Raw genomic sequence first — 14,397 nt, 5'->3', positions numbered from 1 at the left:
GCTCCGTTAGTTGATGTCGAGGATGGTGTCGAGCAGGCTGGTGCCCACTTCAACCACCTTCGCGCAGGCCTGGTAGTACTGCTGGTAGACGATCAGGTTGGCCGCCTCTTCATCCAGGTTGACCCCCGATTCGGACTGTTGCAGCGTGGTCAGTTGCTCGGTGAGGCTGGTCTGGGTTTCCAGTTGCCCGGCGACTTTGCTCGCGGTGCTGCCCACGTCGCTGACCAGCGCCGAATAGGTTTGGCTGAGGGTCTTGCTGCCGCCGACGATGCTGTCGGTTTGCAGGTTGAGCATGGCCAGGGCGTTGCTGTTGTCGCTGCTGCCGGTGGACGTGCCGGCCGCGATCAGGCTGCCGTCGCTGGTCAGGGTGGTGAAGCTGCTGGCGGCGTTGCGCGTGGGCAAGACCAGGAAGCTGTCGCCGTCATCCGCGGTGCCGCTGATGGCCACGCTCATGCCGGCGAAGGTCAGCGTGCCGCTGTCGTAGGCCGAGGTGACGCTGGCGCCGGTGTCGTTGCGGGTCACGCTGTAGCCGTCGCTGTCGGAATAGCTGACGGTGTAGTCGGTGGCGGCGAGGGCGCTGACGTCGTCGCTGAAGGTGGCGCTGAGGGTCGCGTCGCCGGTGTTGCTGGTGTTGCCGTAGACGCTTGGGTCATCTACCGAGAACAGTGCGGTGCCGCTGTCGCCATTGAGGTCGATGCCGGAGGCCTGCAAGGTGTTGAAGGCTTGGGTCAGGCTGACGGCGAGGATGCCCAGTTGGTTTTGCGCATCGCTCAGGCTGTCGTCGCGAAAGTCCATCAGGCCGCCGAGGGAGCCGCCTTCAAACACCGAGTCGTCGAGTGTGGTGGTGTGGCCGGCGGCGTCCACGTAGGTGACCACGGTTTGTGTCGGGTCGCTGGCCGAGACGGCGGTTTGCAGGTCGAAGCTGCTGTTGCCCGACACCAACGCCAGGCCGTTGCTCAGGGACACGGTGTAGCTGCCGTTGTCCTGGGTGGTGACGTCGACATCCACCAGTTCGCTGAGTTGGCTGACGAGCAAGTCGCGCTGGTCGAGCAGGGCGTTGGAGGTGGAACCGAGGGCGTCGCTGAGGCTGATCTTTTTGTTGAGCCCGGCGATCTGTTCGGTGAGGTCGTTGACCTGGCTGACTTGGTCGTCGATCTGGCTGTTGACGTCGTTGGCCATGTCGTCGAGGTAGCTGCCCAGTTGGGTGAACTGCGAGGTCAGGGTTTGCGCGGCGCCGATCACTTCTTCGCGGGCGGCGGTGTCGCTGGCGTCGGAGGTCAGGGTTTGCAGGGCCGAGAAGAAACTCTGCATCAGCGTGTCGAGGCTGGCGTCGCCGTCGGCGAGCAGGCTGTCGATCTGATCGACTTCAGTCTGGTAGGTGGACAGGGCGCTTTCGGCGCTGATGGAGCTGTTGAGCTGGGTGGTGACGAACTGGTTGTATTGGCGATCCACACTGGAAATCTGCACGCCGCTGCCCGAGGTGGACTCGGAGAAGTTCGCCACCTGCAAGGTGTAGCCCGCCGTGTAGGCGTTGGTGGTGTTGCTGCTGCTGGTGCTGAGGGCGATCTGCGCGGCGGTCAGGCCGCTGACGCCAATGGAAATAATGCTCATCGAGAAGCTCCTGGGCTACATGCTTGGCACTATCGGCCCGGCGAAGGGGTGAATTGACCCCTGGCCTATAAATCGTTGCGCGCTTGTGTGGTGGGCAAGGGGCCGATGGTGGCCATGACGGAAATCAGCTTCTGTGCATAACGCGGGTCGGTGGCGTAACCGCCCTGTTGCAGCGCGACGGCGGCTTGCGGTGCGTCACCGGCCGTGCGCACGGCGGCGTAGCCGGGGCGGCTGCGCATCAGGCGGGCGTAGTCGCTGAACGCGGCTTCGTCGCTGGCGTACACGCGGAAACTTTCCAGCTGCTTTTGCGCTGCAGCGTCGCTGTATTCGGTGGTCAGCACTTGGGTGGTCGCGCCTTGCCAGGTGCTGCCGGCCTTGATGCCGAAGAGGTTGTGGCTGTCGGCGCCCTGGGCGGTGGTGATGGTGCGTCGGCCCCAGTCGGTTTCCAGTGCGGCCTGGGCCAGGATCAGTTCGGCGGGCACGCCACTGTTGCGTGCGGCGGTTTGTGCCGGGCCGCTGAGGCGAGTGATGAAGGCCTGTACGTGCTCGGGTTGGTCGCTGTTGCTGGTGCTGACTTCGCGGCGTTTCCAGGCTTCGAAAGGCGAGCGTGTTGGCAGATCGAGGAATGCGGTGGTGGCGGCGCTCAGCTCGGGGTTTTGTTGGCTGGTGTAGCCACTCAATTGCCGGGTGAGCTGCTCAGCCAGGCCGATGCCCTTGCCCGACAGGCTCTGCGCCCATTGCTGGTCGAGCATTTCGGTGTACATCTCGGTTTGTGAGTTGCTCGACAGCTCGGACTTGGGCACCGCCGCGCGCATGCTTTTGAGCATCATCTGGATAAACACCGCCTCGAATTGCTTGCTGGCCTCCTTGAGTCCCGCCTGCGGGTCGAGGTGGGCGCGGTTGCGCAGGTGATCGAGGCCTTGCACATCCAGGGCGAAATGATCGGCGCTCTTCATCAGATGATTTCCAGTTCAGCGCGCAGCGATCCAGCGGCCTTGAGCGCCTGCAAGATCACCATCAGGTCTTGCGGCGTGGCGCCGAGGGCGTTGAGGCCCTTGATCACGTCCATCAAGTTGGCCGTGCCTTCGAGCAGGTGCAGGGAACCGCCTTGGGATTCGATGGAGATATTGCTCTGGGACGTGACGGCGGTCTGCCCGCCACTGAACGCGCCGGGCTGGCTGACGGTGTTGGTGGTGTCGATGATCACCGACAGATTGCCGTGGGCCACGGCCGCGCGGTACAGCTTCACCGAGCTGTTGAGCACGATGGAGCCGGTGCGCGAATCGAGGATGACTTTCGGTCGCGCCTGGATCGGCAGCACTTCGATGCTTTCGATACGGGCCATGAAGTTGGTGCGTTCGTTGGGCGACACCGGCCCCCGGATCTCGATCAGCCCGCCGTCCACGGCCGAGGCCACGGTGCGGCGCATGTCCAGGTTGATCGCATAGACCACGCGTTGTGCGGTGGCGGAGTCGGGTTCGTGCAGGGACAGGCCGAGCAGGCCGTGCTCGTTGTTCAGGTTCAGCGCCACCGCGCGTTCGATGATCGCGCCGCGGGGGATGCGCCCACCCGCCAGTTGGTTGACCGTTACGCTGGTGCCGTTGGCCGACGCGCCGGCGCCGCCCACCAGCAGGCTGCCCTGGGCCACGGCGTAGACTTCGCCGTCGGCGCCTTTCATCGGCGTCATTAATAACGTGCCGCCGCGCAGGCTCTTGGCGTTGCCGATGGACGACACCACCACGTCGATCTGCTGGCCAGGGCGCGACAGCGCGGGCAGGTTGGCGGTGACGATCACCGCGGCGATGTTGCGCATTTGCATGTTCGCGCCGGCGGGCAGGGTTACGCCCAACTGCGAGAGCATGTTGGTCAGGCCTTGTTCGGTGAACGGGCTTTGCGTGGTCTGGTCGCCGCTGCCGTCCAGGCCCACCACCAGGCCGTAGCCCACCAGACTGTTGGGGCGGATGCCGGCAAAGTCGGCGATGTCGCGGATCTGCTCGGCGTGTGCCGTTGCGCACAGCCACAACGGGCAGCTCAGCAGCAGGATTCTGACGGCTCTTAGGAACATGGCAGGGTCACTCAAAAAGGTGAAACGTTCAGCAGGATGCGATGCAGCCAGCCCATGCGCTGCGCTTCGTTGATATAGCCATCGCCCACGTACTCGATGCGCGCCTGGGACACCTGGGTCGAGGACACGGTGTTCTCGCCGGTGATGCTGCGCGGGTTGACCAGCCCGGAGAAACGGATGAACTCGGTGCCCTGGTTGATCGCGATCTGTTTGTCGCCGCGCACCCGCAGGTGCCCGTTGGGCATCACTTGCATCACCGTCACCGAGATGGTCCCGGTGAATGAGTTGTTCGCCTGGGAGCCGCCGGCGCCGATAAAGTCGTGGGTGGTGGAGGCATCCATGCCAAACGAGCCGACCTGGGATGCACGGGCGGAGGTGGTGGCGAACTTCAGCCCCATGGAGCCGGCGCGGCTGGCGTTGGACGAGGAGTTCTTGCTGGCGCTGACCTGTTCTTCCAGTTGGATGGTCAGGGTGTCGCCGACCCGGCGCGGGCGTCGGTCTTCGAACAGCGGCTGGGAGCCGAGGCTGCCTTGGTAGATCGAACCGTTAGCCTGGCGCAACGGGTAGACCGGCGCCGGCAGGTCTTCTTCGGGCACCACCGGTTTGTGCGGCAGTTGATCGCAACCGGCGAGGGCCAGCACGCAGGCGAGTAGATATTTGTGAGCCATGGTGGGGATCTCGCTCAGAGCTGGGTCAGACGCTGGAGCATCTCGTCCGAGCTTTCGACGGCCTTGCTGTTGATTTCGTAGGCGCGCTGGGTCTGGATCATGCCGACCATTTCTTCCACCACGTTGACGTTGGAGGTCTCCACGTAACCCTGGGACAAGGTGCCGCCGCCGTTCAGGCCCGGGGTGGTTTCGGTGGGCGAGCCGGAGGCGTCGGTTTCCAGGTAGAGGTTCTGGCCGATGCTTTCCAGGCCGGCCGGGTTGATGAACAGCGCGAGGTTGAGCTGGCCGACCTGGGTCGAGGTGGACGCACTCGGCGTGGTCACCGAGACGATGCCGTCGGTGCTGATGGTGATCGCGGTGGCGTTGGCCGGGATGGTCACGCCGGCCGAGAGTTTGTAGCCGTTGGAGGTGACCATCTCGCCGTTGGAGTCGAGCTGGAAGCTGCCGTCGCGGGTGTAGCCGGTGCTGCCATCGGGCATGTCCACCTGGAAAAAGCCCAGGCCGTTGATGGCCAGGTCCTTGGAGCTGCTGGTCTGTTCCAGGTTGCCTTGGGTGTGCAGACGTTCGGTGGCGACTTCGCGCACGCCGGTGCCGACCTGCAAGCCGGATGGCAGGCGCGTGTCGGTGCTGCTTTGCGCGCCGGGCTGGCGCACGTTCTGGTACACCAGGTCTTCGAACACCGCGCGCGAGCGTTTGAAGCCGTTGGTGCTGACGTTCGCCAGGTTGTTGGCGATCACGTCCATTTGCCCTTGTTGGGCTTCGAGGCCGGTCTTGGCCGTCCACAGTGAGCGGATCATCGTTCGGTTCCTTGTCGGTGCAACGGTGCGCTCAGCTCAGGGACAGCAGGCTGTTGGCGCTCTTGGCGTTTTCGTCGGCGGTGCTGATGGCTTTCATCTGCATGTCGTAGCGGCGCGAGTTGTCGATCATCGCGACCATGGCGCTGGTGGGGCTGACGTTGCTGCCTTCCAGGGCGCCGGGGGCGACGCGCAGGGTGTCGTCGGCGGGCAGCGGTTGGCTGTTGGCCGTGCGGAACAGTCCGTCGGTGCCGGGTTGCAAGGTGCCGGGCAATGCCGAGACCAGCTTCAACTTGCCCACCGGGCTCAAGCCACGCGGGCTCATGCCCAGTTCACGCACGCTGATGGTGCCGTCGCTGCCGAGGGTGACTTCGCTGCCCAGCGGCACGGTGACCGGGCCGCCGTCGCCGATCACCGGGCGGCCGCCCACGCTCATGGCGCCGGTGCCGTCCACCTGCAAATCGCCGCGCCGGGTGTAGGCCTCGCTGCCGTCGCCGGCCTGCACCGCGAGCATGACGTTTTCGCCCAGGGCCACGTCCAGTGCGCGGTCGGTGTGCACCACCGGGCCTTGGCTCCAATCGACGCCGATGCCGTTGGCCGCCACCGAGACGCGAGTCGGCAGGCCTTCGCCGGCAACGGGTGAAGACTGCATCTCCACCAGTTGCGCACGAAACCCCGGCGTGACGATGTTGGCCAGGTTGTTGGCGACCACGGCTTGTTGTTCGAGGGCCTGGTTGGCGCCGCTCATGGCGGTGAAAAGCATGCGGTCCATAGGGTCAGGAACCGATGTTCACGGCTTGCTGCAAGACTTCGCTTTGCGCCGTGACCGACTTGGCGTTGGCCTGGAAGTTGCGCTGGGCAATGATCAGGTTCACCAGCTCGGCGGTCAGATCGACGTTGGAATCTTCGGTGGTGCCGCTGAGGATCGAGCCCAACGAACCGCTGCCGGCGACGCCGAGCAAAGCCTGGCCGGACGAGGACGTGGCCAGCCAAGTGTTGTCGCCATTGGCCTTCAGGCCGTTTTCGTTGCTGAAGGTGGCGAGCTGGATCTGATCGATGTTCTTGGTCTGGTCGTTGGAGTAGGTGGCGACCACGGTGCCGGTTTCGTCGATGCTGAAACTCACCAGGCTGCCGGAGGTGTAGCCGTTCTGCGAGATATCGGACACGGCCGAGTCATTGCCGAACTGGGTGGTGCCGGTGAGGTCGAGGGTGATCGACAGCTCAGCCGCGCCGTTGGCCGGGTCGTAGGTGTAGGTGCCGGTTTCGCCGCTGGTGATCAGGCCGCTGGCGCTGAAGCCGACGGTCTGGGTCTCGGTGAGCAGGTTGCCGTCGACGGCGGTGTGCACTTCCCAGGTGTTGTCGGCGGTCTTGCTGAAATACAGGGTGCTGGTGTGGCTGATGCCGAGGGAATCGTAGAGCGTGGCGCTGGTGGAATAGGAGTAGGTGGACGAGTCGGTCTGGTCGAAGGTAGCGGTGATGGTGTCTTCGCTGGCGTCCAGGTTCAGTTCGGCATCCAGCTCGGTGCTGGCGCTGGCTTGCAGGCCGGTGGTGGGGATCTGGATCACGCCGTTGACGCCGAGCAGTTGGTCGCCGGCGGCGTTTTCCAGGTAGCCCTCGGCCGTCAGGGTCAGTTGGCCGTTGCGCGAGTACACGGTTTGCGTGCCGTCGGTGAAGGTGAAGAAGCCGTCGCCGTTGATCGCCAGGTCCAGGGAGTTGTCGGTGGTGGTCAGGCTGCCGGATTCAAAGTTCTGCACCACGCCGGAAACCTGGGTACCCAGGCCCACATCCGCGCCGGAATACACATCGGCGAATTGCGTGGTGGAGCTTTTGAAGCCCACGGTCTGGGAGTTGGAAATGTTGTTGCTGACCACGTTGAGGTCGGTAGACGCCGCCGACAGGCCACTGAGCGCTTGGGAAAAAGCCATGGTGTTTCTCCTTTATATAAGTAGGCGAGTCAGAGGACGAGGCTGATGTCGCTGAGGGCGACGTTGTCGTTGACGCCGCCTAGGTCCAGGGCGACCTGGTTGCTGCTGTCGGTGGTGACGCCGGTGACCAGGGCGTACTTGAGCGCCGTGCTGGTCACGGCGACGTCGCTGGCGGTGGCGCTGATGGCGAAGGTGTAGGCGCCGTCGGCGGCTGTGCTGCCGTCATCGTTCAGGCCGTCCCATGACAGCGCTTGGGTGCCGGAACTCATGCTGCCTTCATCAATCGTGCGCACCACCGTGCCGGTGCTGTCCTTGATGGTGACGGTGACGTCATCGGCGGCGCTGTCGAGGGTCACGCCAAAGGTGGTGGCCACGCCGTCACCGACCTGGATGGTGTTGCCGTCGATCAACACGCCGTTGCCCACCAGCGCCGAGGCTTGCAGGGTTTCGGCGGCGCTGATCTGACTGGAGATGCCTTCCAGCGTCGAGGTGACGTTCTCGATGCTGCTGATGGTGCTGATCTGCGCGAGCTGGGTGACCATCTCGCTGTTGTCCATCGGGTCGGTGGGGTCTTGGTTTTGCAACTGCGTGGTGAGCAGGGTGAGGAACTGGTCCTGCAAATCATCCGCCGCCGAGGTGGTGCTGTCGGCGGTGCTGCTGGTGCTGTTCATGCTCGACAGAACCGAGCTGGCAATCGTACTGGTCATGGTTTACGCCTCACCCAGGGTTAGAGTTTTGAGCATCATTTCCTTGCTGGTGGACATGACTTCGACGTTGGCCTGGTAAGAGCGCGAGGCGGAAATCATGTTGACCATTTCGCCCACCGGCTCGACGTTGGGCATGGTCACGTAGCCGGATTCATCGGCCAGCGGGTCGCCGGGACGGTATTCCTGGCGCATCGGCGAGCCGTCCTCGACCACCTGGCTGACGCGCACGCCGCCGATGTTGCTGCCGGCCTGGTATTGGGATTCGAAGACCACTTGGCGTGCGCGATAGGCTTCGTTGTCCGGGCCACTGGTGGTGTCGGCGTTGGCCAGGTTGCTGGCGGTTACGTTCATGCGCTGGGACTGGGCGCTGAGCGCGGAGCCGGCGATATCGAAAATGCTGAACATCGACATGGTGCTTTTCCTGGGTTATTCGGACTGCATGGCGGTCTTGAGCGACTGCAAGCGGCTGGTCAGGAACGTGAGGCTGGCCTGGTAGCGCACGGCGTTGTCGGTGAACTGCGCGCGTTCGCGGTCCATGTCCACGGTGTTGCCGTCCAGGCTCGGTTGGTCGGGCACGCGGTAGAGCAAGTCGCGGCTGGACAGGCGTGTGGATGAGGCTTGCAGGTGGCGATCCGAGGTGGTGGCCAGGGCCATGCCGCTGCCCATGTGCTGTTTTTGCAGGGAGCTGGCCAGTTCGCTGGAGAAGTCGAAGTCCCGCGCGCGGAAGTTCGGTGTATCGGCGTTGGCGATGTTGTTGGCCAATACCTGCTGGCGCTCAGCCCGCAAACTCATTGCGTCCTGCTGAAAGCGCAGCTCGTTGTCGAGCTTGTCGATCATGGTTGCGGACCTGTGCATCAAATAAATGAACGGCTCGCAGGTTAGTCCCAAGGCTGCTCGGGCAAAGGCCGAAACAGGCGGCTATTTGGCGACTAATTCCGGCCTTGCCCTGGGGGCAGGGCGACTAGAATTCGGCGCTTGGAAGCGCGGAGGGCGGGATGGATGAGGTGGCGATCAGGCGGTTGGGTGTGGTTGCTGTGCAGCGCCTTGGCCCAGGCGGACGGTCTGGAGGACAAGGTGCGCGCGGTGATCAGCCCGCGTTTGCCGGCGCATGCGCAACTGGTGGCGATGGACCTCGGCCAGCCGGCGGCGCGCATCGTGGAGTGCGCAGAGCCGCGACCGTATCTGGTCCATCCCGAGCCATACGCATTCGGCCGGGTGGCGATGGGCGTGCGCTGTGGCAGTGAGGTGGCGGGTTACCTGCAAGTCAGTGTGCGGGTGGTGGGCGACTATATAGTTGCGCGCCAACGCATCACGGCGGGGGAGGTGATCAAGGCGCCGATGCTGGAAACCAAACGCGGCCCGCTGGAGCGGTTGCCCAAGGGCGTGCTGTTCGACACCGGGCAGATCATCGGGCGTCAGGCCAGCCGCAACCTTAGCCGCAATGTGGTGCTGACCCAGAACAGCGTGCGCGAGCGTTGGCTGGTGGAGCGCAACCAGCAGGTGACGTTGCAGGCTGAAGGCGTGGGTTTCACCATCAGCCGCGAGGGCAAGGCGCTGGACAATGGCAGCCTGGGCAGCACCGTGCGGGTGATGGGCAGCGACGGCAAAATGCTCAGCGCCCAAGTGGTGGGCCAGAACGCGTTGCGGCTGCGCTACTGAGTTATTTCGATCAACGGTCAAAGTTTGCCTTTGCGATTGCCGATAGTTGACCCAACCCCACAGCAGATGAAGCCTCTAACGTGAAAATCATAAGTGCGAACCTGACCAACACCCCGGCGCCCGTCGACAGCCAAGCGCCCGGCAGCCAGCGCATCGAGTTGCTGGCGCTGGAAGCCACCGTCGATGACGGTGTGCAGGTTTCCAGCAGCAGTGCCGAGACTCGCGTTGAGAGCTCAGCGGATGTGGACATGGATAAAGTCGCCGCGGTGCGCCAGGCCATTGCCGGTGGGACTTATCAGGTCAGCGCCGATTCGATCTTCGACGGCCTCGCCGCCAGCGTGCGTGAAACCGTCGAATGAGCGCGGGCCGATGAGGTGCAGGTGCCTATGAGCCTGGGCAAACATCTGCAATTGCAGCAGCAGGCGATCGAGCAGTTGGTGCAGTTGCTGGAGCAGGAACGTTTGGCGTTGGCCCAGGCCAAGGTCGAGGGCGAACGCTTGCAGGAACTGACGGCGAGCAAGCAGGCGGCGTTGCTCAAGCTGGAGCAGCTGGAAGCGATCCGCAGTGGCGCGCAATCGAAGCTTGGCTATGGCAGCGGCCGCCAAGGTGCATTCAAGGCGGCCGAGGATGCCGATTGCCTGGCGGCGTGGCGGCAGGTGCAGGCGCTGGCGCAACGGGCGCGGCAGCTCAACCTGGCCAATGGTGGGGCGATCCGCCAGCGCATGGCGTGTAATCAGAAGATTGTCGGGTTTTTGAACAGCGTGGGGGGGGACCGGTTGTATGGGCCGGATGGGCGCACGCAGCGGGACAACGCTTAAGTCAGGCTGTCGGTAACTTTTCCCCGTTGTGGTGGTTATCTTTTCTTATTACCATTGGGAACAATTCTTATTCGTAGGGCTGCCCATGCCCCCGCTTCCCGAGCCCTCACCCTTTAACGTTGGCAGCTTGTATTCGGCCCACCACGGCTGGATTCAACGCTGGCTGGCGCGAAAACTCGGCAATGTCAGTGACGCCGCCGAGTTGGCCCACGATGTGTTTGTGCGCTTGCTGACCCATCCGCGCGAGTTCGGTAGCGACGGGCATGCGCGGGCGTATCTGAGCACGCTGTCGCGTAATGTCTGTGTGGATTTTTTCCGCCGCAAGCAGGTGGAGCAGGCGTGGCTGGAGGTGTTGGCGAGCCGGCCGGAGAACTGTGCGCCATCGGAAGAACACCGGGCGCTGGTGCTGGAAGCGTTGGTGCATTTGCAGGCGATGCTGGATCGCTTGCCGGTGAAGGTGTCCGAGGCGTTCTGCCTGGCGCAGATCGATGGCTTGAGTTACCGCGAGATCGCGCTGCGCATTGGCGTGAGTGAGCGCACGGTGACCAAGTACATCGGGCAGGCCATGTTCCAGTGCATGGTGCTGGAAGCCGAGCTGGATGGCGCCTTGTCGTGAGCACTCGTTCTGGTGGCCTGGACTATGCCGCGTTGCAACAAGCCGCTGACTGGTTTGCGCGCCTGAGTGCCGAGCCGGATGCGCGGCATCTGCATGACGCGTGGCGTCAGTGGCATGGGCGCAATGAGGTCAACCCGTTGGCCTGGAGTTATGTCGCGCGGGTGAGCCAGCGGTTTGCGCCGTTGCAGGAGGATGTGCCGGGGGCTAACCAGACGTTGGCACACCTGCGCGGTTCGCAGCGCTCGCGGCGGCAGGTGTTGCGTGGGTTGTCGATTGTCATGGGCAGCGCGTTGCTGGGCTGGGGCAGTTGGCAGCAACGGGGCGCCTGGACCCGCGACTTCCACACCGGTGTTGTGCCGATGGGCGAACAGTTGTTGGCCGACGGTACGCGTATCTGGCTCAACAGCGGCACGGCGCTGGACGTCAACTTCAGTGCCGGGCAGCGGGAATTGAAGCTCTACAGCGGTGAGATTCTGATCAACACCGGCAACGACAGTCGCCCGTTTGTGGTGGAGACCGCGCAAGGTCGCCTGCGGCCGTTGGGGACGCGGTTCAGCGTACGTGAACAAGATGGGCGTACGCAGCTCAACGTGTATGAAGGGCGTGTGCAAGCGGCGTGTGGTGACAGCGGCCAGACGCGCATCGTGCCTGCGGGGCAGGGTGTGGGCTTTGACCGCCACAGCCTGTCGGCGCTGCACCCCGCGCAACCTGGGCGTGAGGCGTGGGCGAAAGGTGTGTTGATGGCGAACGATATGCGCCTGGCGGACTTTGTCGGTGAGTTGGCCAGCTATCGCCATGGGCATCTGGGCATTGATCCGCAGGTCGCCAACCTTCGAGTGATGGGCACGTACCCGTTGCACGACACCGATCAGGCGCTGGCCATGCTTGCTCAGGTATTGCCGGTGCGCATCGAGCGGCCGTTTGCCTGGTGGGTCAACGTGGTGCCGCGCTGATTTTTTCATGTGTGCTTCCGGTTTTGCGTTCTCATTCGAATTAGAGAAGGACAACGGCTTGATGCCTCCTTCGACCGGAACTGTTTTATGCCTTTATTCCTGCGTAACGCCCCCCAACCTTTGGTCCTGGCGATTGCTTTGGCCTTGGCCGTGCCCGCCAGCTTGAGCTTTGCCCCGCTGGCGGCTGCCGCTGAACAGGCCAGCGTACAGCGCTTCGACCTGCCCGCCGGCGCCTTGGCCGATCAGCTCAATCAGCTCGCCGCCCAAAGCGGTGTGTATCTGGCGGGCAATGCTGCGCTCACCGCCGGCAAGACCGGCCCGGCGCTGCATGGCAGCTACTCGGTGGACCAGGCGTTGCAGGTGCTGCTGGCGGGCAGCGAGTTGACGGTGGTGCAGACCGGCGAGGGACGTTATCAATTGCAGCCGGGGGCGGGCGGTGCTGTGCAGCTGGGCGCGATTTCGATTTCCGGCATGGCGCCGGGTTCGACTACTGAAGGCACCGGCCTTTACACCACCTATTCGTCGAGCAGTTCGACGCGGCTGAACCTTACCCAGAAAGAAACTCCGCAATCGGTCACGGTGATTACCCGCCAGCGTCTCGATGACCAGCGGCTTACCAACCTCACCGAAGTGCTGGAGGCCACGCCGGGCATTACGGTGCTGCGGGTGGGCGTTGGCGCGGAGAACGATACTTACTGGTCCCGTGGTTTCCAGATCAACAACTTCGAGATCGACGGCGTGCCGACGTCGGCGCGTCTGGATAACACCACACAGAACACGGCGATGTACGACCGTGTTGAAGTGGTGCGTGGGGCGACGGGGTTGATCAGTGGGTCGGGCACGCCGTCGGCCACCATCAACCTGATCCGCAAGCGCCCGACTGCCGAAGCGCAGGCCAGTATCACGGGGGAGGCGGGCAGTTGGGATCGCTATGGCACGGGGTTCGATGTGTCCGGGCCGCTGACCGACAGTGGCAATATCCGTGGGCGCCTGGTGGTGGACTATAAGAAGCAGAACTCCTGGGTGGATCGCGTCAACACCGATTCGCAGATGGTGTACGGGATATCCGAGTTCGACCTGAGCGACGCGACGATGCTGACGGTGGGCTTCAGCTATATCAACAATCAGGTGAATGACCCGTTGCGCACCGGCTTCCCGATGTTCTACAGCAACGGCAACCGCACCACCTTCAGCCGCTCGGCCAACAGTGCGCCGGATTGGGCTTATAACGATCGCAAGCAGACCAATGTGTTCAGCTCCATCGAGCACCAGTTCGATAACGGTTGGAGCGGCAAGGTTGAAGTCAGCCACACCCAGAACCAGTTCGATGAGCTGATCAACTATATGAACGGCAGCATCGACCAGGATACGGGGGCGGGTGCTTACCTCTATCCCAATCGCTGGTCGGGCACGCCGCGTCAGAACAACCTCGATGCGTATCTGACTGGGCCGTTCAGTCTGTTTGGGCGTGAGCATGAGTTGATCGCCGGCGTGACGATGTCGCGCTACCACGAAAACACCCCAAGCCATGGCGGTTGGTTTGGCAGTTGGACCGGTTACGACGGCACCGTGCCGAACATCTTCAATTGGAGCGGTAGCGGCGCGAATGTTCCGGATACCACGCCGGTGGGCAAGACGCATATAGAAGAGAACCAGTATGCGGCGTACCTGACGTCACGTTTGCATGTGACCGACAATACGGCGGTGATCCTTGGCAGCCGTGTTACCAACTGGAAGCGCAGTAATGAAGTGGTGACCTACGCCGACCCGAGCCAGAACACGGAGAGCAAGGAAACCCGCAACGGCGTGTTCTTGCCTTATGCCGGTATCGTGTATGACTTGAGCAGCACCTGGTCGCTGTATGCCAGCTATACCAAGATCTTCAATCCCCAGGCCTACGGCATTCATGACGCGAGCTATAAGGCGTTGGACCCGCAGGAAGGCACAGGGTATGAAGTTGGGGTGAAGGGCAGCTTCAACGACGACCGACTCAACGCGAGCCTGGCGCTGTTCAAGATCGATCAGGACAACTTGCCGGTGTTTGTGGGTGACCCGGATATCTACCGTGCGGAGCAGGGCACTACTACCAAGGGTGTGGAGCTGGAGTTCAACGGTGAGCTGAGCGACGGCTGGCAAGCGTCCGCCGGTTACGCCTATAGCGTAAGCACCAATGCCGATGATCAGCGCATCGTCACCACCAGCCCGCGTCACAGCCTCAAGACCTTCACTACCTATCGCCTGCCGGGCGTGTTCGACAAGGTGACCGTGGGCGGTGGGGTGAATTGGCAGAGCAAGACCGGGATGGACTTGCATACGTTCGAGCAGGGCAGCTACGCGTTGACCAACCTGATGGCGCGGTATGACATCAGCCGTAATCTCAGTGCGACGTTGAACGTGAACAACGTGTTTGATCGCAGTTATTACGCGTATGCGGACAGTTGGAGTGTCTACGGTGCACCGCGCAATGTGATGACCAGCTTCAAATATACGTTCTGACCCAGCAATTGCGGGGCTACAGGGATGTGGCCAGTAGAAAGGTGAAAATAGAGGTTGACGGCGAATTGTAACTGTCTATAATTCG

The 14,397-nt window shown here is 63.1% G+C and carries 16 protein-coding genes; 6 read left to right on the top strand and 10 right to left on the bottom strand.

Annotation, left to right across the window (positions count from 1 at the left end; genetic code table 11):
• Positions 1-6 precede the first annotated feature (6 nt).
• The 10 genes from flgK to flgB all read right to left on the bottom strand — a co-directional run bounded on the left by flgK (position 7) and on the right by flgB (position 8,607).
• Entirely contained in the window at positions 7-1,611 is a 1,605-nt protein-coding gene (gene flgK, locus DBR46_RS12080; RefSeq protein WP_124526381.1) for a flagellar hook-associated protein FlgK, read from the bottom strand.
• A 65-nt stretch (positions 1,612-1,676) separates the two neighbouring features.
• Positions 1,677-2,567 (bottom strand): flagellar assembly peptidoglycan hydrolase FlgJ, encoded by an 891-nt coding sequence (flgJ, locus tag DBR46_RS12075; protein ID WP_124526380.1) that lies wholly within the window; start codon positions 2,565-2,567, stop codon positions 1,677-1,679.
• Complete coding sequence (locus tag DBR46_RS12070) at positions 2,567-3,676, bottom strand: flagellar basal body P-ring protein FlgI (protein ID WP_124526379.1); 1,110 nt, start codon at positions 3,674-3,676, stop codon at positions 2,567-2,569. The genes flgJ and DBR46_RS12070 overlap by 1 nt, the downstream gene beginning before the upstream one ends.
• Positions 3,677-3,687: 11 nt before the next feature.
• Entirely contained in the window at positions 3,688-4,344 is a 657-nt protein-coding gene (locus tag DBR46_RS12065; protein WP_017735836.1) for a flagellar basal body L-ring protein FlgH, read from the bottom strand.
• 14 nt (positions 4,345-4,358) lie between these two features.
• Positions 4,359-5,141 (bottom strand): flagellar basal-body rod protein FlgG, encoded by a 783-nt coding sequence (gene flgG, locus DBR46_RS12060; RefSeq protein ID WP_017735835.1) that lies wholly within the window; start codon positions 5,139-5,141, stop codon positions 4,359-4,361.
• Between the two features lie 31 nt (positions 5,142-5,172).
• On the bottom strand, positions 5,173-5,910 hold the full coding sequence (locus DBR46_RS12055) for a flagellar basal body rod protein FlgF (RefSeq protein WP_124526378.1): 738 nt from the start codon (positions 5,908-5,910) through the stop codon (positions 5,173-5,175).
• 4 nt (positions 5,911-5,914) lie between these two features.
• Positions 5,915-7,063 carry a flagellar hook protein FlgE gene (flgE, locus tag DBR46_RS12050; RefSeq protein WP_124526377.1) on the bottom strand — a complete coding sequence of 383 codons (1,149 nt, stop codon included), beginning with the start codon at positions 7,061-7,063 and terminating at the stop codon, positions 5,915-5,917.
• A gap of 29 nt (positions 7,064-7,092) precedes the next feature.
• A complete protein-coding gene (locus tag DBR46_RS12045; RefSeq protein WP_124526376.1) occupies positions 7,093-7,770 on the bottom strand; it encodes a flagellar hook assembly protein FlgD in 678 nt (225 codons plus the stop codon).
• 3 nt (positions 7,771-7,773) lie between these two features.
• On the bottom strand, positions 7,774-8,181 hold the full coding sequence (flgC, locus tag DBR46_RS12040; RefSeq protein ID WP_105697841.1) for a flagellar basal body rod protein FlgC: 408 nt from the start codon (positions 8,179-8,181) through the stop codon (positions 7,774-7,776).
• 15 nt (positions 8,182-8,196) lie between these two features.
• Positions 8,197-8,607: a flagellar basal body rod protein FlgB gene (gene flgB / locus DBR46_RS12035; RefSeq protein ID WP_124526375.1), complete on the bottom strand. Its 411-nt coding sequence runs from the start codon at positions 8,605-8,607 to the stop codon at positions 8,197-8,199.
• Between the two features lie 162 nt (positions 8,608-8,769).
• Between flgB and flgA the strand changes: the two genes are divergently transcribed.
• The 6 genes from flgA (at position 8,770) to DBR46_RS12005 (ending at position 14,312) form a co-directional block, all read left to right on the top strand.
• Positions 8,770-9,429: a flagellar basal body P-ring formation chaperone FlgA gene (gene flgA / locus DBR46_RS12030; RefSeq protein ID WP_256659277.1), complete on the top strand. Its 660-nt coding sequence runs from the start codon at positions 8,770-8,772 to the stop codon at positions 9,427-9,429.
• An 80-nt stretch (positions 9,430-9,509) separates the two neighbouring features.
• Entirely contained in the window at positions 9,510-9,788 is a 279-nt protein-coding gene (flgM, locus tag DBR46_RS12025) for a flagellar biosynthesis anti-sigma factor FlgM (RefSeq protein ID WP_124526374.1), read from the top strand.
• A gap of 27 nt (positions 9,789-9,815) precedes the next feature.
• Entirely contained in the window at positions 9,816-10,247 is a 432-nt protein-coding gene (locus DBR46_RS12020; RefSeq protein ID WP_124526373.1) for a flagella synthesis protein FlgN, read from the top strand.
• An 85-nt stretch (positions 10,248-10,332) separates the two neighbouring features.
• The gene (locus DBR46_RS12015; protein ID WP_124526372.1) at positions 10,333-10,863 is read left to right on the top strand and encodes a sigma-70 family RNA polymerase sigma factor; all 531 of its coding nucleotides are present in this window, start codon (positions 10,333-10,335) and stop codon (positions 10,861-10,863) included.
• Complete coding sequence (locus DBR46_RS12010) at positions 10,860-11,816, top strand: FecR domain-containing protein (RefSeq protein WP_124526371.1); 957 nt, start codon at positions 10,860-10,862, stop codon at positions 11,814-11,816. Before DBR46_RS12015 ends, DBR46_RS12010 begins: the two co-directional genes overlap by 4 nt.
• 87 nt (positions 11,817-11,903) lie before the next feature.
• Positions 11,904-14,312, top strand: coding sequence for a TonB-dependent siderophore receptor (locus tag DBR46_RS12005; protein WP_124526370.1), 2,409 nt, complete (start codon positions 11,904-11,906; stop codon positions 14,310-14,312).
• The last annotated feature ends 85 nt before the right edge of the window (positions 14,313-14,397 follow it).

The organism is Pseudomonas sp. KBW05 (genome assembly GCF_003852405.1).
Classification (GTDB): Bacteria; Pseudomonadota; Gammaproteobacteria; order Pseudomonadales; family Pseudomonadaceae; genus Aquipseudomonas.
This window is presented reverse-complemented; position numbering and strand designations above follow the sequence as displayed.

What these genes read in the sequence shown, in the direction of transcription:
- DBR46_RS12005 (WP_124526370.1), top strand. Translation starts at nt 11,904, where the DNA reads ATGCCTTTATTCCTGCGTAACGCCCCCCAACCTTTGGTCCTGGCGATT.
- flgJ (WP_124526380.1), bottom strand. Translation starts at nt 2,567, where the DNA reads ATGAAGAGCGCCGATCATTTCGCCCTGGATGTGCAAGGCCTCGATCAC.
- DBR46_RS12055 (WP_124526378.1), bottom strand. Translation starts at nt 5,910, where the DNA reads ATGGACCGCATGCTTTTCACCGCCATGAGCGGCGCCAACCAGGCCCTC.
- flgG (WP_017735835.1), bottom strand. Translation starts at nt 5,141, where the DNA reads ATGATCCGCTCACTGTGGACGGCCAAGACCGGCCTCGAAGCCCAACAA.
- flgC (WP_105697841.1), bottom strand. Translation starts at nt 8,181, where the DNA reads ATGTCGATGTTCAGCATTTTCGATATCGCCGGCTCCGCGCTCAGCGCC.
- DBR46_RS12015 (WP_124526372.1), top strand. Translation starts at nt 10,333, where the DNA reads ATGCCCCCGCTTCCCGAGCCCTCACCCTTTAACGTTGGCAGCTTGTAT.
- flgE (WP_124526377.1), bottom strand. Translation starts at nt 7,063, where the DNA reads ATGGCTTTTTCCCAAGCGCTCAGTGGCCTGTCGGCGGCGTCTACCGAC.
- DBR46_RS12065 (WP_017735836.1), bottom strand. Translation starts at nt 4,344, where the DNA reads ATGGCTCACAAATATCTACTCGCCTGCGTGCTGGCCCTCGCCGGTTGC.
- DBR46_RS12070 (WP_124526379.1), bottom strand. Translation starts at nt 3,676, where the DNA reads ATGTTCCTAAGAGCCGTCAGAATCCTGCTGCTGAGCTGCCCGTTGTGG.
- flgK (WP_124526381.1), bottom strand. Translation starts at nt 1,611, where the DNA reads ATGAGCATTATTTCCATTGGCGTCAGCGGCCTGACCGCCGCGCAGATC.
- DBR46_RS12045 (WP_124526376.1), bottom strand. Translation starts at nt 7,770, where the DNA reads ATGACCAGTACGATTGCCAGCTCGGTTCTGTCGAGCATGAACAGCACC.
- DBR46_RS12020 (WP_124526373.1), top strand. Translation starts at nt 9,816, where the DNA reads ATGAGCCTGGGCAAACATCTGCAATTGCAGCAGCAGGCGATCGAGCAG.
- flgB (WP_124526375.1), bottom strand. Translation starts at nt 8,607, where the DNA reads ATGATCGACAAGCTCGACAACGAGCTGCGCTTTCAGCAGGACGCAATG.
- flgA (WP_256659277.1), top strand. Translation starts at nt 8,770, where the DNA reads ATGAGGTGGCGATCAGGCGGTTGGGTGTGGTTGCTGTGCAGCGCCTTG.